The following is a 26304-nucleotide window of genomic DNA, read 5'->3' as shown; positions in this document are numbered from 1 at the left end:
CGGCTATGAGCAGTACGATTCAGCGGCTTCGCGTTCATGCGAGCGGACGCTACCTGGAGCGGGAAGACGGGACGCCGTTCTTCTGGCTGGCGGATACGGCGTGGGAGCTGTTCCACAAGCTGAACCGGGAGGAAGCGGAGCGGTATCTGCGGACCCGGGCCGGGCAGGGCTTCAATACGGTGCAGGCCGTGGCGCTGGCGGAATTCGAAGGGGTCACGACGGGCAACGCCTACGGCCGGCTGCCGCTTCGCTTCGGGGCTTCCGGAGCGCCCGACCCGGCCGAGCCCGACGTCGAAGGCCCGAACAGCTACTGGGATCACGTCGACTTCGTCGTCGAGACCGCCGCTTCCTTCGGCCTGTACGTCGCCCTGCTGCCGACGTGGGGAGACAAGTTCAACCGGATGTGGGGCAAGGGGCCGGAGATCTTCACGCCGGAGAACGCGCGGATCTACGGCCGCTGGCTCGGCGAGAGGTACCGCGACCGCCCCCATATCGTCTGGGTGCTGGGAGGCGACCGGCCGCTGCAGACCTCCCGGCACTTCGCCATCGTCGAGGCGATGGCGGAAGGGCTCCGGGAGGGAGACGGCGGCGCCCATCTCCGCACGTTCCACCCCAAGGGCGCCGAGTCCTCCTCCTATCACCTGCACGACGCCCCGTGGCTGGACTTCAACATGATCCAATCGGGCCACGGCGAAGCGGCCATTGCGAACGACCTGCGGGTGGCGGCCGACTACGCGCGGCTGCCGGTCAAGCCGACGCTGGACGCGGAGCCGTGCTACGAGGACATCCCGATCGGCTTCGATCCGGCGAACGGCTACTTCGACGAAGCGGACGTGCGCCGGGCGGCCTACTACGCGGCGCTGTCCGGGGCGTGCGGCCACACGTACGGCCATCATTCCGTCTGGTCGATGTGCGGCGGCGCCTGCGCTTCGGCCGACATGACCGAGCCCGGGGCGTTCTTCCTCATGGATTGGCAGACGGCGCTGAACCGGCCCGGCGCCAGCCAGATGCGGCACGTGAAGGCGCTCATGGAAGAGCGGCGCTTCGAGACGCTCGTTCCGGACCCGACTGTGCTCGCCCGCAACTTCCCGGGCTCGAACCGGATGGTCGCGGCCCGCGTCGAGGGCGGAGCGCTCGTCTACTGCCCGAACGGGCTGTTCGCGGAGGTCGATCTCGGGCGGCTTGGGCAGGCGGAAGAAGCCGATGTCGAAGTCGACGCGTTCTGGTTCGATCCGCGCACCGGCGCGACGTCCGAAGCCGGGCGGTACGCGCGGGACGGCATCCGGCGGTTCGACGCGCCGTCCAGCGGCCGGGGCTGCGATTGGGTGCTGGGCCTGAAGGAGGTGCGCGATGCATAGGGTGCTGATCGTCGAAGACGAGATGCTCGTCCGCCTCGGCCTCAAGAACTCGGTCGACTGGAGCCGCTTCGGCATGGAGGTCGCCGCCGACCTTCAAGACGGCCAGGCGGCCTGGGACTTCTACCAGCGGGAGAAGCCGGACGTCGTCATCACCGACATCCGGATGCCCCGCATGGACGGGATGCAGCTCATCGAGCGGATCCGCGAGCGGGACAAACGCACGCGCGTCGTCGTGCTGAGCTGCCTGGAGGAATTCGAGCTCGCGCGCAAGGCGATGTCGCTCGGCGTCTCCAACTACATCCTGAAGCTGACGATGACCGAGGACGAGATCGCCTCCGTGCTGAGCGGAGTCGCGGAGGAGCTCGCCCAGCGGGACGGCAGCTCCGGGTCCGCGTCCGCGCCTTCGTCCGGAGAGGGAGCCGGGACGGGACCGGGGCCGGGTCCGGGGACGTATCCGACCAACCTGGACCTGGTCAAGGAGAAGATGCTGAAGGACTTCCTCTTCTACGGCATCTTCAGCGCCGACGAATTCGCCGCGTTCGTCGCCCGCAACGGCCTGCGGCTGTCGCCGGTCCGGCTCCAGGCATGCGTCATGGAGCTGGACCGGTATTCCCGCATCAAGGAGAAGTTCAAGGACGAGCACGGCCATCTGGTCAAAATGTCGATCCTGAACGCCCTCGGCGAGATTCTGGCCGTTCACAAGCGCGGCGAGGCCTTCCACCTCGAGGACAACCGCTACCTGCTCCTGTTCGCTTACGACGATCTTCATTCCGAGCAGGGCATCGTCCGGGAGACCGGCGTCGTCCTGCAGCACATCCAGGACGCGATCCGGACGTACTTCAACGGCTCCGTCTCGTTCGGGACGAGCGCGGTGCGCAGCGGCTACGCCTCCCTGCCTTCCCTGCACGCGGAAGCGCAGCAGGCGCTGGGCCGCAAGTTCCTGGCGGGACCCGGCCAGCTGCATGCCGCCGGGCAGCCGGCGGAGACGTCCGGCGTCCGGAGCCGCCTCGCGGCCCTGCGCCGTTACGAGCCGATCCGCTCGCTGCTGCCCAAGGCGAAGCAGGACGAGTACGAGCGCTGGCTCGCCTCGATCGAGGAGCAGGCGGGCGACCGGAAGACGGTGACGATCGCCCTGTTCCAGTTCGTGCAGTGGGTCGCGACGCAGATGTACGACAGCAACCAGAACGAGCGCGCGCTGCTCTATAACATCACCGAGCGCATCGAGGACAACGACACGCTGCCCGGCATGCTGGACGAGGCGGCGGCCTACGTCGCCGAGCTGGCGAAGCAGGCGCACGGCCGGCTGCAGATGAGCGACGAGATCGCGAAGGCGATCCAGTACGTGAAGCTGCATTACGCGGAGAATATCAGCCTGCAGTCGGTCGCGGACTACGTCAAGCTCAGCGCCGGGTACTTGAGCAACCTGTTCAAAAAAGAACTGCAAATCACGTTCATCGACTACTTGAACCGGTACCGGATCGAGCGGGCGAAGGAGCTGATGGCCGGCACGCCGATGAAGTCGTCCGACATCGCGGTCGCCGTCGGCTTCTCGCCGGAGTATACGTACTTCAGCAAGGTGTTCAAGAAGGTGACGGGCCTCAACCCGAACGAATACCGGCGGGAATGGCTGACCGGAGCCGGCGCCAAGGCCGACGCATGAAGCTGGCGAAGCGTCTTCGGCCGCAGAGCCTGCGCGCGCAGCTGATCGTGTTCTTCATGATCATCAGCCTGGTCGTGCTGTCGGCGGCGTCCTACATCATCTACACGTTCATGCTGAACCAGATCAAGGACCAGAACCAGCGGCTCTTGTACCAGCAGTTCCAGCAGGTGGACCACAACATTCACGGGCTCGTCGGCGACGTCGACCGGCTCTCCAAGCTGTTCCTGCTGGACGACCAGATCCAGCAGATGCTGCTCCATTTGTCGGACAAAAGCGAGCTGGAATTCCTGGGCTACAAGAACATGCTCCACGCTCAGATCGAGAAGTTCATCAGCAACTACGGCTATATTCATTCCATCTACCTGACGACGGAGAACCAGGGAGCGATGGGCGGCAGCGGGGACACGACGCTCGTTCAGTCGAAGGAGGAATGGAACCGGACCTTCTTCGGCTCCGAGGTGTTCAAGCGCTCGGTCGAGGCGTTCCCGGACATGATTATTCAGGGCGGCCTGCGCAAATCGTATTTCAACCCTTACCTGACGGGCGACAAGGACGGCACGCTCTTCAGCATGATCCGCGGCGTTCGGGCGATCTACGACCCGAAGACGAGCGCCACCCTCATCTTCAACGTCGACGAACGGTACCTGGCTTCCCTCTATTCCGCGGATCTCGATCCGTCGGACGGCGACATGTACATCGTCGACGCGCAAGGGAACATCCTGTCGGGCAGCCGGCCGGAGCGAATCGGCACCCGGAGCGTATTCCGGCCTTCGGAGGAGCAGGCCGCGGATTACGGCAGCATCGACGACAAGGCGGGGAACGCCTCGTACCAGCTCGTCTACTACAAGCTTCAGGACGCCGGCTGGTACGCCGTGAAGGAGATTCCGCTGAAGCTGTATTCCGGGCAGATTCTGGCCGTGCAGCGCATTCTGATCGCCGTGTTCCTGTGCAGCATCCTGATCATGTTCGCCGTCTCGTACTTCTGGCTGCGCAAGATGATCAAGCCCCTTCGGCTGCTGGCCGGGAAGATGAAGGACGTCAGCCGCGGGGAGCTCGGGGTCACGTTCGATTCGGTCCCCGACAACGAGCTGGGCATCGTCGTCCGGCGGTTCAACGAGATGTCGCTCAGCATCGTCGACCTGCTGGACAAGAACAACCGCATGCAGGAGGCGAAGCGGGAGCTGGAGATCGAGGCGCTGCGGTATCAGATCAATCCTCATTTTCTGTACAACACGCTCAATATGATCCGCTGGATGGCGACGATGATCAAGGCCGACAACATCGTGAACACGATCGTCGCGCTCGGCAACATTCTCCGGCCCGTGTTCAAGAGCAAGGACCCGATGTGCTCGCTGCGCGACGAGCTGAGCTACCTGGAGAACTATATCAAGATCATCAACATGCGGTTCAACAACAGCATCCGCTTCGAGATCGGCGTGGACGAGCCGGTTCTCGATTGCCGAGTGCCTCGGTTCATCCTGCAGCCGCTCGTCGAGAACGCCATCGCCGCGGGCAGGCAGGAGGAGGACCGCGCCATCTACATCGCCATCGCGGCGGAGACCGAGGGCGGGGAGCTGCGCATCCGGGTGACGGATTCCGGCGTCGGGATCGAGCCGGAGCGGCTGAATGAGCTCAACCGCCTGCTGGATTCCGGAGAGAGTCAGCAGGCGTCCGAAGGAGGCGGCGGGATCGGCCTGAGCAACGTGAACAAGCGGATCCGGCTCTACTTCGGGCCGCAGTACGGGCTTCGCTTCGAGCCGAGGGAGAAGGGGGCGGAGGTCGTCGTGCGCCTCCCCGCCGGGGGAGCGTAACGGAATATCGGGAAGGAGGAAGGGCAGCGGAAGCTGCCCTTCGGCCGTTTAGATGCGACCGAATCGGGTTCATGAGAATCGTTCAACCGAATCGTTAAATCGTTCAAATCGGGAGCCGCGAGCTCCCCGCTTTTTTTCAACGAGATCGTCAGATCCTTCATTCGGGGCCGAGGGTTGAAGCGCTATCATTAAGGCATAGAGAGACAGACCCCGAGCAAAGGAGAACAACCATGGCCCTCACCCTCACGGCGAAAAAACCGAAAGCGGCCGCCCGATCGAAGCACTTCCGCAAAGACGGAGTCAAGCTGCTGCTGATGGCGTCGCCCTTCGTCCTGTTCGCTCTCGCCTTCAACTACGTGCCGTTGTTCGGCTGGACCTACGCTTTTTTCGACTACCATCCGGGCATCCCGATTAACCAGACCGAATTCATCGGCCTTCAGAACTTCCGGGATATGTTCAGCGATCCCCGGATGGGACCGGTGCTCGTCAACACGCTGGCGCTCAGCTTCCTCTCGATTCTGACCGCCCCGATCCCGATGCTGTTCGCGGTCATGGTGTCGGAGGTCCGGAGCGGGTGGTTCAAGCGGCTCGTGCAGACGGTGTCGACGCTGCCCCATTATATCAGCTGGATCATCGTCTATGCCCTGGCGTTCAGCATGTTCAGCACGGAGGGAGCCGTCAACACGATCCTCTCCCATCTGGGCATCAGCGACACTCCGGTCAACGTGCTCGGCAATTACGAACGCGTATGGACGGTGCAGACGCTGCTGCTGCTCTGGAAGGGAGTCGGGTGGAGCGCCATCATCTACCTGGCCGCGATCGTCAGCATCGACAGCGAGCAGTACGACGCCGCCAAGGTCGACGGCGCGGGGAGGCTGCGCACGATCGGGCACATTACGATTCCGAGCATCATGCCGACGTTTATCGTCCTGCTGCTGCTCTCGATCAGCAATCTGCTGTCCGCCGGCTTCGAGCAATACCTGGTGTTCAGCAACGTCATGGTAGCCGACCGGATCGAAGTGCTCGACCTGTACGTCTACCGGCTCGGCCTCGTCACGGGCGACTACTCGTACTCGACGGCCGTCGGCATGTTCAAGTCGGTCATCAGCATCCTTCTCCTGTTCACCGTCAACTTCCTCTCGAAGAAATTCCGCGGCCAAGGCATCGTGTAACCGGCAGCCGAGAAAGGAGCACCGCCCATGAATTCCCACGCAAGCACGCAAGCGGCCGGCCGGACGGACGCGGCCGGAACGCGGCGCAGGCGCCCGATCCATTGGAAGGACGCGGCCTTCAACGGCATCAACTACTTCGTCCTGACGCTGCTGATTCTCGCGACCATCTATCCGTTCTACTATATCTTCATCTATTCGATCAGCGATTCCATCGAAGCCCAGAAGGGCGTCACCTTCTGGCCGGCCGGCTTCTCGCTCGAAGCGTACCAGAAGACGATCGGCCTGCCGGGCATCAAGGACGCCGCGATCGTGTCGCTGTCCCGGACCGTGCTCGGAACGATCATCACCGTGCTCTGCTGCTCGTTCTTCGCCTACCTGATCACGAAGGAAGAGATGCTGCTGCGCAAGTACGTCTATCGCTTCGTTCTGATCACGATGTATTTCAACGCCGGCTTTATCCCTTGGTACTTGACGATGAAGACGTACGGCCTGCAGAACAACTTCCTGCTCTACATCGTGCCGAGCGCTCTCGCGGGCTTCAACGTCATCCTGATCAAGACGTTCATCGAGCAGCTTCCCGCCTCCCTGGAGGAATCGGCGAAGATCGACGGGGCCGGCTACTTCCGCATCTTCACGAGCGTCATCTTCCCGCTCTCGATGCCGATCATCGCCACGATCGCCGTGTTCGCCGCCGTCGGGCAGTGGAGCACCTGGTTCGACAACTACTTCCTCGTGGAGAATCCGAAGCTTCAGACGCTGCAGCTCGTTCTGTACACGTTCCTCAACCAGTCCAGCAACCTGGCGAACGCGACGACCGAGCAGCTGAACCGCGGCGACCTCGTCCGCACGCTCACCCCGCAGTCGATCCAGATGACGATCACGATGCTCGTGACGCTGCCGATCGTGCTGGTCTACCCGCTGCTGCAGCGGTACTTCGTCAAAGGCATCATGATGGGCGCGGTGAAGGGCTGACCCCGTTGCCGCTATCCGGTCGTAGATTGGCCCGGCGCCGATCGGCCCGGTATTGGATTATCCGGCCCCATAGGCCGATAATTATAGATCTCTAGTTCCTACAAGGAGGGTTCACCGAATGAGACAGAAAGGCGCACTGAAGCCGGCCGCCGTCATGCTGATGAGCACGGCGCTGCTGCTCTCGGCATGTTCCGGCAATTCGGGTTCGAACAACGCGGCAGGGGAGAGTCCGAGCGCATCCTCTTCCGGATCGCCTTCCGCATCCGCGACGGCGGATTCCGGCAAGAAGGAGGATCTCGTCACGCTGCGGGTGCTGGTCATGGAGCCGGGCACGAAGTGGAACAAGTATCCGGACAGCAAGGTCGCCCAGGCGATCGCCGAGAAGGTCGGCGTGAAGATCGAATACGTCGAAGCCGACGAGAACAAGTTCAACGTGCTGCTGGCGAGCGGCGACCTGCCGGACATCGTCCGGGCGGACGTCAACAAGTACCAGAAGCAGCTGATCGAGGGCAACCTCATCGTTCCGATGGACGACATGCTGGCCGAGCGCGGCAAGGATATCTCCGCCAACATCGGTACGGTCGTCGAGTACAGCAAGAAGAACTGGAGCAACGGCACCGGCAAGCTGTACTTCCTGCCGCCGCAGGTGCAGCCGAAGCCGGGAACCGCGGTCAAGCCGATCACGATCGGCCCGACGATCCGCTGGGACTGGTACAAGGAGATCGGCGCTCCCGAGCTGAACACGATGGACGATCTTCTGAACGCACTGGAGCAGATCGTCCAGCAGCATCCGACGACCGAGGACGGCAAGAAGGTGTACGGCGTCTCGATGTGGCAGGACTGGGGATTGTGGCCGTACCTGATTCCGCCGCTTACGTTCACGGAATTGACCGGCGCGACCAGCGACCTGACGGCCGCGAAGGTCGGCGGGCACGACTTCATCAGCGTGCTGACGGACGAGAGCTCCAACTTCTGGACCGCCATGGACTTCTACAACAAGGCTCAGCGCAGGGGCCTGCTCGATCCGGACTCGTTCACAATGAAGAACAACGATTACATGGCCAAGGCGACGGCCGGACAGCTCGTGGTCGGACCCGCCACCTGGGCGATGGGCGACTTCAACGCGCAGCATACGAGCGACGGCAAGGGCTTCATCGTCGTGCCGGCCGGCAAGCTCGCCTGGACGGGCGGCGTCAACCCGCTCGGCTGGCAGGATAAGTCGTACGCGATCTCGAAGAGCTCGAAGAACCCCGAGAAGGCGATGGACTTCCTCAACTACATCTTCTCGCTGGACGGCGCCCGCACGATGTACAACGGCGCGGAAGGCAAGGACTGGAATCGGGTCGACGGCAAGCCGACGCTGACCGAGGAGACCCTCTCTCTGAAGGCGGCGGGCGGCGCGGCGCTCGAATCGTCCGGGCTCGGGCTCGACCTGAACATCATCGGGCTCGGCGGCGACATGGTCAACCCGAACGACGGCCAGCCGGTCAACCTGTTCAACACCGAAGAAGCGCTGGCGAAGGCGGCGACTCCGCTCGAGAAGGATTTCGCGCAGCACTACGGCGCGGAGTATTCGGGTCAAGTGTTCGAGAAGATGATCAACGACGGCAAGCTGACCACGTTCACGACCTGGATGAACGGCATGTCCGACGAGGAGATTCTGAAGCGGAACACGGTGCCGGGAGTGACGCTGACGGACGATTGGAAAAAGAAAGAAGCGGCGCTCAAGGAGCTGGCGGCCCGGGAGGCGGCCAAGATCATCCTGTCCAAGGACGACGCCGCCTTCGCGAAGAACAAGCAAGACGCGATCGCGGCCTTCAAGAAGGCCGGGGCCGACGAGTTCACGAAGTTCTACAACGACGAAGTCGCGCGGCTCCGAACGGAGCACGGCCTGCAGGACTAAGGCCGGACCTCCGGGCCGCCGCGGCGGCAGCCGGCGAACGAAGCAAGCGGGTCTGCGCCTCCTGGGGCGCGGGCCCGCTTTTTCGATTCGCCGGAAGCAGGCAGCCCGCCTCGCCGCATTCCCGGCTATGGAAGGAATGCGGCGCCTCCTCTGCCGCCCGAGCTGCCGAGATTCCGCGGCGTCTGCCGCCCTAGACAGCCTTCGCGCGGATGCCCGCGAAGAGATTATTCAACTCCTTCTCAAGATCGTTCAATCTCCGCCGGCGGGAGCGGGCGGCCAGGCGCAAACCGTTCAAGCCAATCCGCAGAATGTTCATTTTGCAAGCGCTTACCCGCCTTTAAGATTGAAGAAGACGGACAGCGGGGAGGTGAGACGAGGCCGCGAAGGGCCGAACCGGCTCTGCAACAACCATGTCGCTTCGAATCGAGAGGAGAATCGGAATGAATCGAGTGAAGCATTCGGTTGCCCGAACGGCGGCGGCGTTGACGCTGGCCGCTTCGCTGCTGCTGCCGTCGGCGATTCCCGCGGGAGCGTCCGCCGCGGCGGAGATCGGCGCGGAAGAGATCGGCGGCGCGTCCGAGCCGATCCGGGCTGCGGTCCGCGTTCATCCGGACCAGGTCGTGCAGGACGATTTTCTAGGCGTCGGGGTGAACGTCATTCCCGCGAACCTGATGAAGGGAACGACGCAGTTCGGCTACACGGAAGCGCATTGGGAGATGGACCGCAAGCGGATTCTGACCGTGCGCCCGAAGGTGGCGCGGGTCTGGTTCCAGATCGACTGGATGGAGCCCGAGAAGGGCGTCTATACGTGGGACAGTCCGGAGATGAAGGGCTTCTACGCGTACCTCGACGCCTTCAAGGAAGCCGGCACCGAGATCGAATTGGACTTCGGGTGGAAAAACGGCTCGAAGGTCCACGACTGGTTCACGTTCCCCGACGTTCCGCAGGCGGAGAGCGCGCCCGCGGATCTGGACGCCTACGCGGCCTCGGCTTCGGCGCTGCTGAAGCATCTGCTCGACGAGCGGGGATACTCGAACGTCAAATACTTGACTTTTTACAACGAGCCGAACGGCAGCTGGGACTACGAGGTTCCCGGCGACCAGCAGGCGTATTACGCCGAGATGGCCCGCAAGGCGAGCGACCGGCTCGCGGCGGACGGCCTGCGCTCGCGGGTTCAGATCTGGGGACCCGAAGAGTCCGGCGCCCCGGCCTGGACGCAGTACATGAGCGAGCACGCCGGCGACGTCTTCGACGCCTACAGCTTCCATGTGTACGGCGAGAGCTACGACGGGCTGGGCGGCCAGATCCGGACCCGCAAGAACTTCGTCCAAGGGAAGCCGGTCCATCTGACGGAATTCGGCTGGGCGGGCGACAACGACAGCAACTGGAACGCCGGCTACGCCAACTCCGTCATTCAGGCGGCCAACTCCGGCGTGGGTTCGGCGCTTATCTGGCAGCTGAACGGCACGTGGAGCCCGGATCCGTTCGGCGGGACGAACGGCAACTACACGATGTGGGATTCGCTGCTGCTCGGCATGCAGCCCCGCAAGACGTTCTACATCGGCGGCCTGCTGACCCGCTACATTCCGGCGCACAGCCAAGTGCTGAAGGTGGAGACGGACTCCCCCGACGTACGCGCGGCCGCCTTCAAGTCGCCGGACGGCAACTATACGATTCTGCTGGAGAGCAAGGAAGGGGCCGCGAAGGACGTCTCGTTCGACTTCGGCTCCCTCGCGGTGAACAAGACGTTCGCCAAGCACGAATACCGGAGCGACGTCGTGCCGGAAGGCAACGCCGTTCTGCCGGAGTCCTCCGGTTCGTTCCGGGCCGGAACGTCGTTCCGCGACGCCGGCATCGGCGGCGACTACAGCGTCATCGTCTATACGACGGCCCCTTCCGCGACGCAGGTGAAGGTGTCGCCGCTGACGCCGACGGTGAAGTCGGGCGACAAGCTGCAGCTGAGCGCCGAAGTCGTCGACAAGGCGGGCGGCGTCGCGTGGAGCATCGTCGGCGACAAGAAGGGAGATCCGAAGAACAAAGGCGCGATTAACAAAAACACCGGGGTTTACCACGCGCCGAACGTGACGGACGAGACTTACGTCGCCGTGAAGGCGGCCAGCGTCCGCGATCCGTCCGCTTACGCGATCTCGCTCGTCAAGGTGCTGCCGAGGTCGGTGCCGAGCACCGTCGAGGCGCCCCGGTTCAGCCTCGCCCCGGGACCGTATCCGTCGGCCGAGGCGCTGTTCCTGACCTCCGCGACGCCGGGGGCGCAGATTCGCTACACGACGGACGGCAGCACGCCGACCGAATCTTCTTCTCTGTATACCAAACCGATCATTCTGAACAACGGCTCGCTCGCGCTGTACAAGGCCAAGGCGTTCAAGGCGGGCAAGAAGCCTTCGGGCACGGCTTCGGCGTTCTACCAGATCGGCGACGTCAGCAATTCGCCGGACGGATATACCTTCTGCATGTACGAAGGCCAAGGCAGGTGCGACTTCCAGGGAGAGGCGATCGTCGCGTTCGGCGCGGACGGATTGTTCAACTACAAGGTGCTGACGGACGGAACGGAGTGCAGCGCCGACGTGTTCGGCGACCCGGCTCCGGGCGTGCCGAAGCGCTGCTTCTACAGCCCGGACGTTCCGGAGGAGCTTCCGGTCGTAACCTTCTACAACGCGGGCTTCGAGAAGCCGGCGACCTCCTCGGCCCGATGGGGCCCGATGACGAACGGCTGGACGTTCACGGAGCGCGCCGGCGTCCAGCATAACGGCTCCGTGTTCCAGGCGCCGGACGCGCCCCAAGGCGTCCAGACCGGCTATCTGAAGACGGACGGCGGCGTGAACGGCTGGTTCAGCCAGTCGATCAACTTCAAGCCGGGCACCTATCAGATGTCGTTCAAGGCGGCCAAGCGGATGAGCTTCGGCGGCACGCAGACGTTCGACGTTCTGTTCGACGACACGGTGATCGGCTCGTACGCCCCGACGACGGGCGAGTACGTCTTGTATCGGACGGAGCCGTTCGCGACCGAGGGCGGGCGGCACGTCATCAAGTTCCAGGCCGCCTCGACGACCGGCGACAACACGGCCTTCCTGGATGACGTCCGCATTACGCTGCCGGTCCAACCGGAAGCTCCGTACGCGGCGAACGGCAGCTTCGAGACGCCGGCCGTCGCGGACGGAGAAGCGCTGGCCGGCCCGACCGCGGGCTGGAGCTTCGACGCCAACTCCGGCGTCATCCGCGGCAGCGGCGGGCAAGGCGCGCCGCGAGCCCCGCTCGGCGTGCAGGCGGCTTACGTGACGGACGGCGGATCGTTCGTTCAGAGCGTCGAATTCCCGGCGGGCACGTACGCCTTGAACTTCCGGGCCGCGACCGGCGGCACGCGGGCGATCGAGGTGCGGGTGGACGATCGGGTCGTCGGTACGTATACGCCTCCGGCGGGAAGCTACAAGGCGTTCGGCACGGACTTCTTCACGGTGGACGCCGGAGCGCACGAGATCCGGTTCTCGGCCGCGGGCGGGGAGGGCACGGCCTGGATCGACGGGGTCGGCATCGAGCGCATCGCTATTCCGGAGCAGGCCGAGATCGGCAACGGCGGCTTCGAGACGCCGGCCGTGACGAACGGCAACGGCGTGAAGTTCGGCGGCACGGCCGGTCCGTGGACCTTCGCCGCGACGGCGGGCGTCATCCGCAACGGCAGCGTCTTCGGCGCGGCCGACGCTCCGGAAGGGACGCAGGCGGGTTACCTGCAGACCGTTAACGGCGCCCCGGGCGAATTCAGCCAAGAGGCTCTGTTCCCGGCGGGGACGTACGCGATTACGTTCCAGGCTTCCAGGCGCGCCGGCTTCGGCGGGCAGCAGAAGTTCACCGTCTACGTCGACGACCAGGCGGTCGGCTCGTTCGCGCCGTCGTCCGGCAGCTATGCCGCTTATACGACGGACCGCTTCACGTTCGCGGCGCCGGGCAAGCACAAGGTCCGGTTCGCGGCGACGACGACGACGGGCGACAACACCGCCTTCATCGACGATATCCGGATCGTTCCGGCGCCGGCGCCCGCAACCGAGCTCGAGCCTTCGGCCGAGACGGACGCCGCCCCCGGGCCGGAGGCTGAACCCGATGCCGTACCCGGGCCTGCGGTTGAACCCGACGCCGCCCCCGGGCCTGCGGTTGAACCCGACGCCGCCCCCGGGCCTGCGCCCGAATCCGTGCCCGCACCTTAAGGGGCTCGAGTCTGCGCCCGCGCCGTAACGGAAGCGAGCGGCGGAGGCGGAGGGCCGGATCGGCGGGAGGGGGATAGGCGTTCCCCATAAGGCAGCAAGCACGCATGGCGAGCCCAAGTCCGCGACTTGGGCTCGTTTTGATTGGGGCCGGCCGCGAAGGGGATCGCGGTTCGGGACGAGAATTCTTTTCTGCATCATTATAGAAATTACTGAATGGAGAGGAGATCGGCGCAATGGATCGCGCCGCCGATCAGCGTCGATTCCGGAGACGTCTCGTCGTCACCAGTCCCGCCGACGCTCCCGCCGGCCTTCCAATGCCGGCCCATGCCGGCCCGATGCCGGACTCCCGACGGCTCGGCCAACGCCGGCGACCCCCGCCCGATCTATTGCCTCCGCTTATAAATGCTATAAAATCATTTGACTTGTTACCGGCCGCGCGGCATGGTACCTTGGATAGTACAATGCCTGAAAAGGATATCAGAATGATCGGGAAATCACCGATGACATGCGAGCGAGGTGTGTGGGGTTCATGCTTCAAGTAACAAACAGTCCGTTCCAGCAAGAGCAGGTGGATCTGCTTAACCGCCTGCTGCCCACTCTGACGGAAGGGCAGCGCATCTGGCTGAGCGGCTATCTGTCCGCGCTCCAGGGCGCGGGCGCTCCGGCCGGGACGGCCATCGTTCCGGGCGCGCCGCAGCCGGCTCCGGCCGCCGCCGCGCCGGCCGTCTCCAAGGAAGTGACCGTGCTGTTCGGTTCGCAGACCGGGAACAGCCACAAGATCGCGAAGAAGCTGACCGAGAAGCTCCAAGGACAAGGCTTCCAGGTGACGCTCTCCGCGATGATCGACTTCAAGCCGAACACGCTCAAGAAGGTCGACAACCTGCTCGTCGTCGTGAGCACGCAAGGCGAGGGCGATCCGCCCGACAACGCCATCTCCTTCTACGAGTTCCTGCATAGCAAGAGAGCGCCTCAACTGGAGGGCATGCCGTTCTCCGTTCTGGCGCTGGGCGACACCTCTTACGAATTCTTCTGCAAAACGGGCAAAGACTTCGACCAGCGCCTCGAAGAGCTGGGCGGCAAGCGCCTCGCGCCGCGCGTCGACTGCGACGTCGACTTCGAAGAAGCCGCCGGCCAGTGGATCGACAGCGTCCTCGCCGCGTTGGGCCAAGCCTCCGGCGCCGCCGGAGCGCAAGCGGCGGCCCCTGGCGCTTCCGCGACCCCGACGGCCGGCACCGCTTCCGAATACTCGCGCTCGAACCCGTTCGAGGCCGACGTGCTTGAGAACCTGAACCTGAACGGCCGCGGCTCCCAGCGGGAGACCCGCCATCTCGAGCTCTCGCTGGAAGGCTCGAACCTTCAATACGAGCCGGGCGACAGCCTGGGCGTCTATCCGCAGAACCATCCGCGTCTCGTCGAAGAGCTGATCGCCGCGATGGGATGGAACCCGGACGAATCCGTTCCGCTTCCGAAGAGCTCGGAAGAGCGTCCTCTGAAGGAAGCGCTGACCAAGCATTACGAGATCACCGTGCTGACGAAGCCGCTCATCGAGCAAGCGGCGGCGCTCGCTCCGCACAGCGGGCTCCAGGATCTGCTCGCCGCCGGACGCGAAGCGGAGCTGAAGGAATACGCGAAGGGGCGGGACCTGCTCGATCTGGCGCAGGACTACGACCTGAAGGGCGTTCCGGCGAAGGCGTTCCTGGGCATCCTGAGGAAGATTCCGCCGCGCCTCTACTCGATCTCCAGCAGCCCGAAGGCGTATCCGGACGAAGTGCACCTGACGATCCGCAAGGTGAATTACGAGTCCCACGGCCGCGTCCGCTACGGCGTCTGCTCGACCTATGTGTCCGAACGGCTGGAGCCGGGCCAGAAGCTGCCGGTGTTCGTGCAGGACAACCCGAACTTCAAGCTTCCGGCCAACCCGGACACGCCGATCATCATGATCGGGCCGGGCACGGGCGTCGCTCCGTTCCGCGCCTTCCTGGGCGAGCGGGAAGAGACCGGGGCCGCGGGCAAAACGTGGCTTTTCTACGGCGACCAGCACTTCTCCACCGACTTCCTCTACCAGGTCGAATGGCAGCGCTGGCTGAAGGAAGGCGTGCTGACCCGCATGGACGTCGCCTTCTCGCGCGACACCGACGAGAAGGTGTACGTGCAGCACCGCATGCTGGAGCATAGCAAGGAGCTGTACCGGTGGCTGCAAGAGGGAGCGGCCGTCTACGTCTGCGGCGACGAGAAGAAGATGGCGCACGACGTGCATAACGCCCTGATCGCCATCCTGAAGAAGGAAGGCGGACTCGGCGACGAGGAAGCGGCGGCTTACCTGAACGAGCTGAAGCAGCAAAAGAGATATCAACGGGACGTCTACTAAGACTCGCGGACCCGCGAACCCGAGGCAGGCCATAGATCAGCAAGGAGGCATAAGGCAATGTCAGACAACAACCTACTGTCGCCGAACAGCGCGCCTCACAGCGACGTCGAGGACATCAAGCGCCGAAGCGACTATCTGCGGGGAACGCTCACGGAGTCGATGAAGGACCGGATTACCGGCTCCATCTCCGAGGACGACAACCGGCTCATGAAGTTCCACGGCAGCTATATGCAGGACGACCGCGATCTGCGCAACGAACGGAACAAGCAGAAGCTCGAGCCGGCATACCAGTTCATGGTGCGGGTGCGCGCCGCCGGGGGCGTCGTCACGCCGGAGCAATGGCTTATGATGGACCGGATCGCGCACAAATATGCGAACGGAACGATCCGCCTGACGACGCGGCAGTCCTTCCAGCTTCACGGGGTCATCAAGTGGAACATGAAGAGCCTCATCCAGGAAGTGAACAAGGAGCTGCTCAGCACGCTGGCCGCCTGCGGCGACGTCAACCGCAACGTCATGTGCAATCCGAACCCGTATCAATCCGAGGTTCACGAGCAAGTCTACGAGTGGGCGAAGACGATCAGCAACCATCTCGATCCGCGCACGCGCGCGTATCACGAGATCTGGCTGGACGAGGAGAAGGTCGTCGACAGCCGCGACGGAGAAGAGCAGGAGCCGATCTACGGTCCCGTCTATCTCCCGCGGAAGTTCAAGATCGGCATCGCCGTGCCGCCGTCTAACGACGTCGACGTATTTTCCCAAGACCTCGGCTTCATCGCCATCCACGAGAACGGCAAGCTGCTCGGCTTCAACGTCGCCGTCGGCGGCGGCATGGGGATGACGCACGGCGATCCGAAGACGTACCCGCAGCTGGCGCGCGTCATCGGCTTCATTACGCCGGAGCAGGCGGTCGACCTCGCGGAGAAGACCGTCATGATCCAGCGCGACTACGGCGACCGTTCGGTCCGCAAGCACGCGCGGTTCAAATATACGATCGACGACCGCGGCATCGAGTGGTTCGTCGAGGAGCTGGAGAAGCGGCTCGGCTGGAAGCTGCAGGAGGCGCGCCCGTATCGTTTCGACCATAACGGCGACCGTTACGGCTGGGTGAAGGGCAGCAACAACAAGTGGCACTTCACGCTGTTCATCCAGAACGGCCGCGTGAAGGACGAGGACGGCTACCGGCTCATGACCGGCCTGCGCGAGATCGCCAAGGTTCACACGGGGGACTTCCGCCTGACGGGGAACCAGAACCTGATCATCGGCAACGTCTCGAGCCAGAAGAAGAAGAAGATCGAGCAGCTCATCGAAGCGTACGGGCTGACGGACGGGGCGGCCTATTCCGCTCTCCGGAGGAATTCCATGGCCTGCGTCGCTCTTCCGACGTGCGGCCTGGCGATGGCGGAGTCGGAGCGGTACTTGCCGACGCTGCTCGACAAGCTCGAGCTGATTCTGGACGAAGCGGGCCTGCGCGACGACGAGATCGTCATCCGGATGACGGGCTGCCCGAACGGCTGCGCCCGCCCGGCGCTGGCGGAGCTCTCCTTCATCGGGAAGGCTCCCGGCAAGTACAACATGTACCTGGGCGGCGGCTTCTCCGGCAACCGGCTGAACAAGCTGTACCGCGAGAACATCGGCGAAGCCGAGATTCTCGGGGAGCTGCGGCCGATCTTCAACCGCTACGCGAAGGAGCGGCTTGAAGGCGAGCATTTCGGCGACTTCTGCATCCGCGCCGAATACGTCAAGGCCGTTCATTCGGGCCTCGACTTCCACGCTTGATCCTCGCGAAGACTATCCCAGAGCAACCGGAAGGCGATCCGTCGCCTTTTCGGTTGTTTTTTTATCGATGGCTGTCCCGTTCGCACACCGTATGTTATCCGGGTACAGAGTCGCCTGTCTCTATGGTGATTGCGCCGCGTTGAGCTTCTATCTTTTGGCCTGGTTCCCGTTTCGATCGGGGGAGGAGGCTAACGAACCGAGGAGACGCTAATTCGCCAAAAACAGCGGATTTTCGATTCGAACGAATCGTATAGGCGTTATTTTGTCCCGGAAGCCCGAGGGGGCCGCCTATGAACCCTCCTTGCGGCAAGCATATTCGCCCGTTCGTCCGACATAAACTGGTTTTTAGAAGGATAACGAGGCCCTTCGCGGGTTGGCCTGCGCATTCGCGGAGCTCGAGCTTACCAACGGGAGGTTGTGCGAATGAGGATCGATCGCTTGATTGCTGGCTGGAAGGGAGCCGCGCTGGGGCTTGGCGTGACCGGCGGATGGCTGTTGGCCGACCTGCTGCTTCCGGAGCCATGGGGAGATTACTTCCTGTTCGGGGCGCTGGCCGTCGTGAACGTGGCGGCCGGGTGGAAGCTGGCCGTCCTGCACGCGGAGAAGGAGCGCGAGGCTTCCGAGGTTCGCCCGGTCGGCGCCGGGAGCGCCGTCCCGTCCGAGTCCGATTAACGAGGAACGAGGAAGGCGCGAGGAAGGAACTCGACAGGCATCGCAAGGACACGCGAGAGGAACGGACTCTCCCCGCCCGGCCGGGAGAGGGTTCTCCTCCTTTTTGGCCTGCGGACAGGCCCCCTGGCGGAAATTAATAAACTTTTAAGAAGCGGGAAAGCGGGAATAAAGAATCGGGCGATAGAATAGAGACGCGCGGAGGTAGGCCTGGCGGGCTAAGGACTCCGTAAACTTGTGAACTCCGGCTAATCTGTTTACAATCGAAGAGGGCGCTATGCTCCTATCGCTGCCTCGTTTGTCGGATTCTATTGGGATTCTAGTTTATTTGGAAGGGCGGACTCGTTCGAAAATGTACGATTACATTTGCGCTCTCATTCTGGGCGCCATCGAAGGCTTGACGGAATTCCTCCCCGTATCGTCCACGGGCCACATGATTCTGTTCGGAGACCTGCTCGGCTTCGAAGGACAAGCGGCCGACACGTTCAAGATCGTGATCCAGCTCGGCGCGGTCATGGCGGTTCTCGTGCTGTACTGGGGCCGTTACATGGACATTCTGAAGGGCTTGGTCAAGTTCGACTTCTCCTCCCGTTCTTCCCGCAAGAAGATCAACGCCGTCCACATGATCCTGGCCATGATCCCGGCGCTTGTCGTGTATCTCGTCGCCAAGGACTTCATCAAGAACGATCTGTTCGGCTCCGGCCCCGTCCTCATCTCGCTCGTCGCCGGCGGCGTGCTGATGATCGTGGCCGCCCGGGTCAAGCGGAGGATTACGGCCGAAGAGACGGACGATATCAGCTACGGGCAAGCGTTCGGAATCGGGTTGTTCCAATGTCTCGCGCTGTGGCCGGGCTTCTCCCGGTCGGGCTCGACGATCTCCGGGGGGATGCTGCTCGGCACGAGCCAGAAGGCAGCGGCGGACTTCACCTTCATGATCTCGGTGCCGGTCATGCTCGGCGCGACGGCGCTCGACCTGTGGGACAGCCGCGAGTTCCTGACGGCGGACGATCTGGTGCTGTTCCTGATCGGCTTCGTCACCGCCTTCATCGTCGCGATGATCGCGGTCGTGACGTTCCTCAAGATCATCAAGCGCCTCCGCCTGGAATGGTTCGCCCTGTACCGCTTCGTGATCGCGATCCTGTTCTACCTGCTGGTCATGATGTAAGCCGATGAGGGGGAGTCTCGCATGAGGCAGAACAAATACGACGACCCCGGGTTCTACGAGAATTACAGCCGAATGCCCCGTTCGGCCGGCGGACTGGAAGCCGCGGGCGAATGGCCCGTCTTCCGGGACATGCTTCCCGACCTGAACGGGAAGAAGGTGCTCGACATCGGCTGCGGCTACGGCTGGCATTGCCGGTACGCCCGCGAGAGGCGGGCCCGGGCGGTCGTCGGCATCGACCTGTCGGAGAAGATGCTCGAACGCGCCCGGGAGAGCACCGACGACCCGGCGATCGAATACCGGCGGATGGCGATCGAAGATCTCGACTTCCCGGAAGGGGAATTCGACGCGGTGATCAGCTCGCTCGCGCTTCATTACGTCGAGAGCTTCGAGGACGTCTGCCGGAAGGTGCACCGCATCCTCGCTCCGGGGGGCTCCTTCGTCCTCTCCGTCGAGCATCCGGTGTTCACGGCCCTCGCCGCCCAGGACTGGCACTACGGTCCGAACGGAGAGCGGCTGCACTGGCCGGTCGATCATTATTTCGACGAAGGCTCTCGGCGCGCCCGCTTCCTCGGGCACGACGTCGTCAAGTATCATCGCACCGTCGCTTCCCACTTGAACGCGTTGATCGAGGCCGGCTTCGCCATCCGCAAGGTGGCGGAACCCGGGCCCGCGCCGGAACTGCTGGCCAAGTACCCCGAGATGCGGGACGAAGCCCGCCGGCCGATCTTCCTTCTGATCGCGGCGGACAAGATGTGAATCCGAAGAGGCCATCCCATTGCCGGGTGGCCTCTTGGGCATTTTAGTGGGCGAGGGCGGACTGCGGCGTCCGGATATGCTCCGCATACCGGCGAGCCTCGCGGGCGAGCTCCGCGCCCGCGCTTTGATTGGCGTCGTAAACGACGAAGGCGGGAAGGTAGGTTCCGTTGCACTTGGTAAGTGTCCGCTCGATCGGCCGCAGCAGCTCATCGACCGTAAACCGGTTGTCGCCTCCCGCGCGATAAGAGCGATCGGGTCCTCCCGCCGTCGTGCCGACGAGGAACTCCTTGCCTAACAAACGGTCGCCTCCGGGGCCGAACGCCCAGCCGAACGTCAGGACGTCGTCGAACCACTTCTTCAGAAGCGGGGGGCAGCTGTACCAATAGAAGGGGAACTGCAATACGATCCGGTCGTACTCCAGCAGCAAGCGGTGTTCCTTCTCCACATCGATGTTCCAATCGGGATATTCGCGGTACAGGTCTCGAATGAAGATGTCGGCGTCTTCCTTGAGCTCGCCGAGCAAGGCTTGATTGGCGCGGGACCGATCGAGTTGGGGATGCGCGGCGATCAGCATGATTTTCATAACGGGGGTTCCTTTCGATTCGGGTGTTACATCGCGATGTACACCCCCATTATTGCGGACAGCGAAGCGGTTGCAAAGTACGCAGTTTATACGTACTTGGTACGGTCGCCGGTACCTTTAAGGCCCGCGCATAGTACGGTAAAACGTACTAGGTACGCATTGCCGTCGTACTGTTTAATCGCTGCGTACTCTGTTAAAGTAACCTACAAGAGGATTCCGCCAAGAGGGATAAACCGGAACGAAGGGAAGAGGAGAAAATGAGGGAAGAAACGCGCGATCCGAAACGCACGGAAGGCATCCTGGCGACTCTTCAAGCGATCGGGGGCAAGTGGAAGCCCCTGATTCTGTTCATTCTGATTCATGAAGGAACGAAGCGGTTCGGGGAGCTGAGAAGGCTGCTTCCGGGCATCACGCAAGGAATGCTCGCCCATCAGCTTCGCGAGCTGGAGAAGGACGGCCTGATCGTGCGCCGGGAATTCCCCGAGATCCCGCCCAAGGTCGAGTACGAGCTGTCCGACCACGGACGGACGCTGGGGACGGTGCTGAACGACATGTGCGGGTGGGGATACATGCATATCGAGTTCAAGCGAAGCGGCGGAGAGGGCGACGGCGCCGAGGACTTGGGCCGGACGATGCCTTGAGTGGAACGACGCCATAAACCGGATGACACCATTAAGCCGACATGCATAAGCCCGACGATGCGTTGAGCCGGTCGATACCGGGGAGAGGCCGGGCCGTCCGTCAGGAGCCGGCTCGGACCTCGAAGATGCTGTCCACGATAACGGGCAACTGATCTCGCAAGGAGTTGGCCCCGAACACGGACCGGGCGTGCTTCCCGCGTTCGTCGAATATCTCCGTCATCAGATCGGAGAAGCCGTTCAGCACCTTGTGGTGCTCGGCGAAGTCGGGAGTCGCGTTCACGAAGCCCTGCGCCTTCACGACTCGCTTCACGGCATCCAGGCTGCCGACCGCTTCCCGGACGGCGGCCAGCACTTCGATCCCGGCCGATCGGGCGAACCCGTAGCCTTCCTCCGTGGAATAGTCGGCCCCGAGCTTGCCGCGGGGGTTGCCCGATGGTCCCTTGCCGGAGACGAACAGCAATCCGTTAACCAAGACGCAATTCGTATAGTTGGCCGCCGGCGAGCTGCCCTCCGGCAGAACGATTCCGGCGCTTCGGAGCTTGTCCTCGATAGATGCCATAAGCGAACACCGTCCCTGTATGGAATTGGCAATAGAATATAATGGACTGGACAGTAATTCAAGGCTAATTTAAGAACCCTATTTTTGAAGCGTGCTGTCGAAGCGCGCTACCGAAGCATATTCTTGTTTGAATGCGCTTTCATTTGTGGCTGCCGGAACGGAATGCTGCCTTCATCCGGAATGACCCCTTGTCGAGTAAGGTTTTGTTAGAAGTTTCCCTGCAGTTAGACCAACTAGCAATCGCGAACTTCGAGGACTTCTCTTACAAAACTGTAAGTCTGCTGTAAGGTAAATCGCTTAGAGACCGGGCGGAGATCGCTTATACTTACGGCATAGAAGAGGGGGCGCTCTCCATTTTGCCCTTCGCAAGGAGACAGGATGATGAGAAATTTCAAGCTAAGATCGATGCTTGCCCGCGGCATCCTCGCGATCGCGGCGCTGACGACGCTGGCCGGAGGGCTCCCTTCGCCGGCCGCGGCCGAGCCGGAAGCGAATAAAACTTTGTACGACAAAGTGGACGAATTCATGAACGAATCGGTCGAAAAGCTGCGTCTTCCGGGCGCGGCGATCGGGATCGTCAAGGGCGACCGCATTCTCTATACGAAGGGCTACGGCATCTCCGGTCCGGACCGGCAGCCGGTGACGCCGCAGACTCCGTTCGTGCTCGGCTCAACCAGCAAGTCTATCACGGCGCTGGCGGTCATGCAGCTCGTCGAGGCGGGGAAGGTCGATCTCGAGGCTCCGGTCCAGCGCTATCTGACCTGGTTCCGGCTGGCCGACGAAGAGGCTTCCAAGCGCATCCTCGTCAAGCACCTGTTGTTCCAGACGAGCGGCTTGTCCACCCATTCCGGGCAAGTCTCCCTGACCCGCGGGGGCAAGCCCTTGGAAGAGCATCTGAAGAGCCTTCGGAACACTTCGCTGGCAAGCCCGGTCGGCTCCGCCTATCAGTATTCGAATCTGAACTACGATATTCTGGGAGGCATCGTCGAAGCCGTATCCGGCATGCCCTTCGGCCAATACGTGAAGGAGAGCATTTTCGCGCCGCTGGGCATGACGAGCAGCTATCCTTCCGCCGAGGAGGCGCCGGCCGGCGAGGTCGCGACCGGATACCAGCCCGTGCTCGGCTTCATGGTTCCGACCAAGCAAGCCCATCACCCGGGCACGACACCGTCCGGGTACCTCGTGTCCAGCGCGGCGGACATGTCGAACTACCTGATCGCGCAGATGAACGGAGGACGATACAAGGATCGGGAGGTGCTCTCCGAAGCCGGCGTCAACCGGATGCACGCTCCGGCCGCTTACATGTGGGACGGCATGCATTACGCGATGGGGTGGACGACGGGCGGGGGCGTCGTCTCTCACGACGGGTCCACCGAGAATACCTATTCGAAAATGATGATAGACGGCGAATACGGAATCGTTCTTCTGATCAATGCCATGGATTTCTTCCATATCGATTCCTACGACGCGATTCTGACGGGAATTCGCAGCCTCGTTCACGATCGTCCGCCCGTTCCGGTCCCGTCCGATTACACGAGAATCTTCGCGATCCTGAACGCGATTCTGCTAATCGTCGCTGCGGCGGGCGTATGGTCCGTCTTCCGCCTGTTCCGCCGCGATCCGAAGGCCGCGGGCGGGCCGGTGCGACGCGTTGCGCGAATCCTGTTCATCGTCGCGTTCTATCTTCTCATTCCGGGAGCCGTGCTGGCGCTCGTGCCCCGGCTGCTCGTTCCTTGGCCGGTCGTCCGGCTGTTCCTTCCGGGATACGGCCATGCCTTGTTCCTGGCGCCGATCGCGGCGCTGGCGCTCGGGGCGGCCCGGCTGGCCGTCCTGGCACGGGCGGGCCGCCGGCCGCGCCTCGTTCCGATGGCCGATCGCGCGACCCTCGGTCCGGGCGGAGGCCCGGTCGGCCGTCCCGGCGCGAGGAGGTCGTAAGAATCGGGCGATGCGGAAGAACCGCGAGCTATGGCGGGGAGGCCAGTTCGCGATAGAGGGCGGAACCTCGCGCGGTTCCGTCAAGCAGGCGGCGATTTTTCGAATGGTGAGCTTTTGTACGATTTTTCATACACCCTTCGAGCAAGGTGCCTTATCGGGGAGGAATTTGTATGAATTTTCATACACTCTTCAAGCAAAGTGCCTAATTGAAGAAGAATTTGTATGAATTTTCGTACACCCTTCGAGGAAGGTGTCTTATCGAGGAGGAGTTTGTATGAATATTCATACACTCTTCAAGTAAGGCGCCATTTCGAGAGGGAACTGTATGTTTTTCCGTACGCATTCAAGCCAAGCGCCTTCTCGAGACAGACGGGTCCGAATCCAAATCGAATAGGACAAGTTCCGCTAGTGCAAGGGTCGTCCGCACAAAAAAAAGGCCGCCCCGCGGGCGGCCCGTTCCTCTATCCCACAGACTTGTCGTTACAGCTTCTCCACCGCGAAGCCGTCGCTTCTCAGCTTCGTCACGAGACCGTCGTCGCCCAGCATGTGGAGCGCGCCGACGACGATGAAGTAGCTCTTCTTCTCTTCGCCGTTCAGATAGCCTTCGATCTTCTCCAGCATGCCGGCGTTGCGGTCGGCGACGAGCGCCTTGTAGTACTCCGGCTTCGCGGCGGTCGCCTTCGTCAGGCCGACCAGCGCTTCCTCGTCCCCTTCGACCCACATCTTGGACATCTCGTCGATGGCCGTTCCGGCGCTTTGGCTCGGGTTGTTGTAAGCGTTGATGGCTTCGAGAAGGATCTCCTCTTGAAGTCCGGCCGAGAAGCCGTCGAACATGCCGAGCTGCTCTTCGGCCGTCTCCAGCTGGACGATCGGCTTGTTCTGCTTGGCGGCGTTCTGCATGAAGTACATATCGATTCCGAGGTCGGACTGATAGCCGGCTTCGAGCATCTGCAGCGAAGGAATCGTCTGCGCGACGACCCAAGGCTTGAACGTGTCGAACGAATTCTCCGGCAGCCCGCGTCCCTTCAGGATGGCGACGACCTTCCCGTAGGTGTCCGCCGAGACGTGATCCTTCAGCGTCGTGCCGTCCGAATAGACGCCGGTGCTCTGCACGAGCTTCTGCATCGCCGCCTGGTCGAGCTTGGACATGTCCACTTCGACGCCCAGGTAATCGGACGCCTTGAAGGCGGCTTCGATCTCCGGACGGAGCGGGTACATGGCCTCGTTGGCGACGTGGATGGAGCCGAGCAGGTAGACGGTGTTGCCGTTCTTCTCCGTCTTCCACAGGAATCCAGTGCTGCCGGCCGATTGGGCTTCGGCGGAGTCCAGCGTGATCGTGCTCGCGGCCGAATTCCAGCCGACCTTGTAGCCGGCCGCTTCGCCGATGAAGCGAAGCGGCACGTAAGCGGAATCGCGGATCGCCCGCGGCGCCGCGGCGAGCGTCTTCGGCTGGCCGTTCACCGTGGCGTTCGGGCTTCCGATCTGGATCGTGAACGTGAGGTTATCCTTGGTGCCCGTGACGGTCTGCGTCCGGCCGTTCCAATCCAGCTGGATTCCCAGCTGGCTGAACAGCGGGCGCATGGGAACGAAGGTCGTCCCCTTCTCGACGACGGGCTGCCAGTCGCCGGTCGGAACCGCGGTTCCGTTCACCAGAACGGTCATCGGCTTCTTCTCGGCGGCGGAGGCGGCCGAGAACGCGGACAGCATGACCGCGAGGGAGAGCAGGAAGGCGCTGATCTTCTTGAGCTTCATTCGGGCGTGCACTCCTTGTTCGGTAGAATAGATAGAGCTAAGATATTCACGACTTGGAAGTCTCTGATTTCTACGCGAACGAATAGGAGAAGTTGCAGCTTTTATCCATCTTTTAACTAGCCCCTCTTAGGGTTCGAAGCCATCGCGGCTGACGAAGAGCTGCTCTTCCGAATAGACCCGCCTCATTCTCTCGTAGACGATCCGGTAAGCGTCAGGGCCGTACCATTGTTCCAGACCGAGCTCCCGATAGATCGCTTCGATGCCCAAGCTGCGCGTCCGGCGGCCTCCGCTGCCGTCCCCCATGAAGTAGTCGTCGATGCATACCCGATTCGCGACCGGCTTCAGAAGCTCGGGGAATCGCTCGCTGCTCGGCAGGATAGGCGCGATCGTCGCCTGAACGGGAATGCCGGCGGCGGACAATTCCTTCAGAGCCTTCAGGCGGGCGGGAATGGGAGGGGCGGCCGGCGAGAACCGCTTCCGGATATCCTCCAGGTCCGTCTCCACCGTGACGCTGACCCGGACCTTCCGTCCGAGCCGGGCGAAGAGATCGGCGTCTCGCCTGACGAGCGGGCTTCTCGTCTGCACGAACAGGAAGTCCGGCGGGTCCTCCGCCATGACTTCGAGCAGCGAGCGCGTAATCTCCTCTTTGTATTCGATCGGCTGATAAGGATCCGTGCTCGAAGACATAAAGAGGGTGACCGGCCCCTTCGCCTTCTCCCGCCGAAGCTCCTTGCGAAGGAGAGCCGCCGCTTCCCGCTTGACGTCGACCCAGGCTCCCCATTCCGCGCCGCGGAACGCGGCGACCGGCATCCGTCTCACGTAGCAGTAGGAGCATCCGAACGCGCAGCCCGCGTAAGGGTTCAGCGAGTGGCTGTATCCGGAGAGGAAGCCGGTGCCCCTGTTCAGAAGCGACTTCGGCGCCGTATGCCGGTATTCGATTCGGTCCGTGCCCATCGTACGTTCCTCCTTGGCCAAGCCTCATTCCTTCAGTATACCTTCCGGGTCCG

At 62.8% G+C, this 26304-nt stretch carries 19 protein-coding genes; 14 read left to right on the top strand and 5 right to left on the bottom strand.

The features are described from left to right. The first annotated feature begins 5 nt into the window (after positions 1 to 5). The 7 genes from H7B90_RS20795 (at position 6) to H7B90_RS20765 (ending at position 13090) form a co-directional block, all read left to right on the top strand. Positions 6 to 1358, top strand: coding sequence for a glycoside hydrolase family 140 protein (locus H7B90_RS20795; RefSeq protein WP_185137811.1), 1353 nt, complete (start codon positions 6 to 8; stop codon positions 1356 to 1358). Continuing rightward, positions 1351 to 3018, top strand: a complete 1668-nt coding sequence (locus tag H7B90_RS20790) for a response regulator transcription factor (RefSeq protein ID WP_185137810.1) — start codon at positions 1351 to 1353, stop codon at positions 3016 to 3018. Before H7B90_RS20795 ends, H7B90_RS20790 begins: the two co-directional genes overlap by 8 nt. After that, positions 3015 to 4829, top strand: a complete 1815-nt coding sequence (locus tag H7B90_RS20785; protein ID WP_260411138.1) for a sensor histidine kinase — start codon at positions 3015 to 3017, stop codon at positions 4827 to 4829. Before H7B90_RS20790 ends, H7B90_RS20785 begins: the two co-directional genes overlap by 4 nt. Positions 4830 to 5059: 230 nt before the next feature. After that, complete coding sequence (locus H7B90_RS20780) at positions 5060 to 6001, top strand: ABC transporter permease (protein ID WP_185137809.1); 942 nt, start codon at positions 5060 to 5062, stop codon at positions 5999 to 6001. A 27-nt stretch (positions 6002 to 6028) separates the two neighbouring features. Next, a complete protein-coding gene (locus tag H7B90_RS20775) occupies positions 6029 to 6973 on the top strand; it encodes a carbohydrate ABC transporter permease (RefSeq protein ID WP_185137808.1) in 945 nt (314 codons plus the stop codon). A 118-nt stretch (positions 6974 to 7091) separates the two neighbouring features. Next, positions 7092 to 8876 carry an extracellular solute-binding protein gene (locus H7B90_RS20770; RefSeq protein WP_185137807.1) on the top strand — a complete coding sequence of 595 codons (1785 nt, stop codon included), beginning with the start codon at positions 7092 to 7094 and terminating at the stop codon, positions 8874 to 8876. A gap of 440 nt (positions 8877 to 9316) precedes the next feature. After that, the gene (locus tag H7B90_RS20765) at positions 9317 to 13090 is read left to right on the top strand and encodes a chitobiase/beta-hexosaminidase C-terminal domain-containing protein (protein WP_185137806.1); all 3774 of its coding nucleotides are present in this window, start codon (positions 9317 to 9319) and stop codon (positions 13088 to 13090) included. A 206-nt stretch (positions 13091 to 13296) separates the two neighbouring features. Here the strand turns inward: H7B90_RS20765 and H7B90_RS20760 are convergent, their stop codons facing one another. Then, a complete protein-coding gene (locus H7B90_RS20760; RefSeq protein ID WP_185137805.1) occupies positions 13297 to 13452 on the bottom strand; it encodes a hypothetical protein in 156 nt (51 codons plus the stop codon). 167 nt (positions 13453 to 13619) lie between these two features. On the opposite strand from H7B90_RS20760, the gene H7B90_RS20755 reads away from it, so the two are divergent. From H7B90_RS20755 to H7B90_RS20735, 5 genes are all read left to right on the top strand, one after another. Then, entirely contained in the window at positions 13620 to 15458 is a 1839-nt protein-coding gene (locus H7B90_RS20755; RefSeq protein WP_185137804.1) for an assimilatory sulfite reductase (NADPH) flavoprotein subunit, read from the top strand. Between the two features lie 57 nt (positions 15459 to 15515). Beyond that, a complete protein-coding gene (cysI, locus tag H7B90_RS20750) occupies positions 15516 to 17237 on the top strand; it encodes an assimilatory sulfite reductase (NADPH) hemoprotein subunit (RefSeq protein WP_185137803.1) in 1722 nt (573 codons plus the stop codon). Between the two features lie 423 nt (positions 17238 to 17660). Further along, on the top strand, positions 17661 to 17909 hold the full coding sequence (locus H7B90_RS20745; RefSeq protein WP_185137802.1) for a hypothetical protein: 249 nt from the start codon (positions 17661 to 17663) through the stop codon (positions 17907 to 17909). 349 nt (positions 17910 to 18258) lie between these two features. Then, on the top strand, positions 18259 to 19071 hold the full coding sequence (locus H7B90_RS20740) for an undecaprenyl-diphosphate phosphatase (protein WP_185137801.1): 813 nt from the start codon (positions 18259 to 18261) through the stop codon (positions 19069 to 19071). 21 nt (positions 19072 to 19092) lie between these two features. Beyond that, on the top strand, positions 19093 to 19827 hold the full coding sequence (locus tag H7B90_RS20735) for a class I SAM-dependent methyltransferase (protein ID WP_185137800.1): 735 nt from the start codon (positions 19093 to 19095) through the stop codon (positions 19825 to 19827). A 43-nt stretch (positions 19828 to 19870) separates the two neighbouring features. On the opposite strand, the gene H7B90_RS20730 is transcribed toward H7B90_RS20735, so the two are convergent. Beyond that, the gene (locus tag H7B90_RS20730; RefSeq protein WP_185137799.1) at positions 19871 to 20410 is read right to left on the bottom strand and encodes an NAD(P)H-dependent oxidoreductase; all 540 of its coding nucleotides are present in this window, start codon (positions 20408 to 20410) and stop codon (positions 19871 to 19873) included. A 257-nt stretch (positions 20411 to 20667) separates the two neighbouring features. Here H7B90_RS20730 and H7B90_RS20725 point away from each other — a divergent pair, with 257 nt between their 5' ends. Beyond that, complete coding sequence (locus tag H7B90_RS20725) at positions 20668 to 21051, top strand: winged helix-turn-helix transcriptional regulator (protein WP_185137798.1); 384 nt, start codon at positions 20668 to 20670, stop codon at positions 21049 to 21051. Positions 21052 to 21151: 100 nt separating this feature from the next. On the opposite strand, the gene H7B90_RS20720 is transcribed toward H7B90_RS20725, so the two are convergent. After that, positions 21152 to 21610: a RidA family protein gene (locus tag H7B90_RS20720; RefSeq protein ID WP_185137797.1), complete on the bottom strand. Its 459-nt coding sequence runs from the start codon at positions 21608 to 21610 to the stop codon at positions 21152 to 21154. 381 nt (positions 21611 to 21991) lie between these two features. On the opposite strand from H7B90_RS20720, the gene H7B90_RS20715 reads away from it, so the two are divergent. After that, positions 21992 to 23545 (top strand): serine hydrolase domain-containing protein, encoded by a 1554-nt coding sequence (locus H7B90_RS20715; protein ID WP_185137796.1) that lies wholly within the window; start codon positions 21992 to 21994, stop codon positions 23543 to 23545. 480 nt (positions 23546 to 24025) lie between these two features. On the opposite strand, the gene H7B90_RS20710 is transcribed toward H7B90_RS20715, so the two are convergent. Then, a complete protein-coding gene (locus H7B90_RS20710) occupies positions 24026 to 25297 on the bottom strand; it encodes a TraB/GumN family protein (RefSeq protein ID WP_185137795.1) in 1272 nt (423 codons plus the stop codon). Positions 25298 to 25423: 126 nt separating this feature from the next. Further along, entirely contained in the window at positions 25424 to 26251 is an 828-nt protein-coding gene (locus H7B90_RS20705; protein ID WP_185137794.1) for an SPL family radical SAM protein, read from the bottom strand. Between the last annotated feature and the right edge of the window lie 53 nt (positions 26252 to 26304).

The organism is Cohnella xylanilytica, from assembly GCF_014212175.1.
GTDB classification, from domain to species: domain Bacteria; phylum Bacillota; class Bacilli; order Paenibacillales; family Paenibacillaceae; genus Cohnella; species Cohnella xylanilytica.
Note: the sequence above shows the minus strand (reverse complement) of the source record. Positions and strands in the feature narration are given on the sequence as shown.

Bases quoted from the DNA above. Each gene is read 5' to 3' on its own strand.
- H7B90_RS20710 (WP_185137795.1), bottom strand. From the start codon at position 25,297: ATGAAGCTCAAGAAGATCAGCGCCTTCCTGCTCTCCCTCGCGGTCATG.
- H7B90_RS20735 (WP_185137800.1), top strand. From the start codon at position 19,093: ATGAGGCAGAACAAATACGACGACCCCGGGTTCTACGAGAATTACAGC.
- H7B90_RS20795 (WP_185137811.1), top strand. From the start codon at position 6: ATGAGCAGTACGATTCAGCGGCTTCGCGTTCATGCGAGCGGACGCTAC.
- H7B90_RS20740 (WP_185137801.1), top strand. From the start codon at position 18,259: ATGTACGATTACATTTGCGCTCTCATTCTGGGCGCCATCGAAGGCTTG.
- H7B90_RS20790 (WP_185137810.1), top strand. From the start codon at position 1,351: ATGCATAGGGTGCTGATCGTCGAAGACGAGATGCTCGTCCGCCTCGGC.
- H7B90_RS20745 (WP_185137802.1), top strand. From the start codon at position 17,661: ATGAGGATCGATCGCTTGATTGCTGGCTGGAAGGGAGCCGCGCTGGGG.
- H7B90_RS20720 (WP_185137797.1), bottom strand. From the start codon at position 21,610: ATGGCATCTATCGAGGACAAGCTCCGAAGCGCCGGAATCGTTCTGCCG.
- H7B90_RS20725 (WP_185137798.1), top strand. From the start codon at position 20,668: ATGAGGGAAGAAACGCGCGATCCGAAACGCACGGAAGGCATCCTGGCG.
- H7B90_RS20770 (WP_185137807.1), top strand. From the start codon at position 7,092: ATGAGACAGAAAGGCGCACTGAAGCCGGCCGCCGTCATGCTGATGAGC.
- cysI (WP_185137803.1), top strand. From the start codon at position 15,516: ATGTCAGACAACAACCTACTGTCGCCGAACAGCGCGCCTCACAGCGAC.
- H7B90_RS20730 (WP_185137799.1), bottom strand. From the start codon at position 20,410: ATGAAAATCATGCTGATCGCCGCGCATCCCCAACTCGATCGGTCCCGC.
- H7B90_RS20765 (WP_185137806.1), top strand. From the start codon at position 9,317: ATGAATCGAGTGAAGCATTCGGTTGCCCGAACGGCGGCGGCGTTGACG.
- H7B90_RS20715 (WP_185137796.1), top strand. From the start codon at position 21,992: ATGAGAAATTTCAAGCTAAGATCGATGCTTGCCCGCGGCATCCTCGCG.
- H7B90_RS20775 (WP_185137808.1), top strand. From the start codon at position 6,029: ATGAATTCCCACGCAAGCACGCAAGCGGCCGGCCGGACGGACGCGGCC.
- H7B90_RS20705 (WP_185137794.1), bottom strand. From the start codon at position 26,251: ATGGGCACGGACCGAATCGAATACCGGCATACGGCGCCGAAGTCGCTT.
- H7B90_RS20780 (WP_185137809.1), top strand. From the start codon at position 5,060: ATGGCCCTCACCCTCACGGCGAAAAAACCGAAAGCGGCCGCCCGATCG.
- H7B90_RS20785 (WP_260411138.1), top strand. From the start codon at position 3,015: ATGAAGCTGGCGAAGCGTCTTCGGCCGCAGAGCCTGCGCGCGCAGCTG.
- H7B90_RS20755 (WP_185137804.1), top strand. From the start codon at position 13,620: ATGCTTCAAGTAACAAACAGTCCGTTCCAGCAAGAGCAGGTGGATCTG.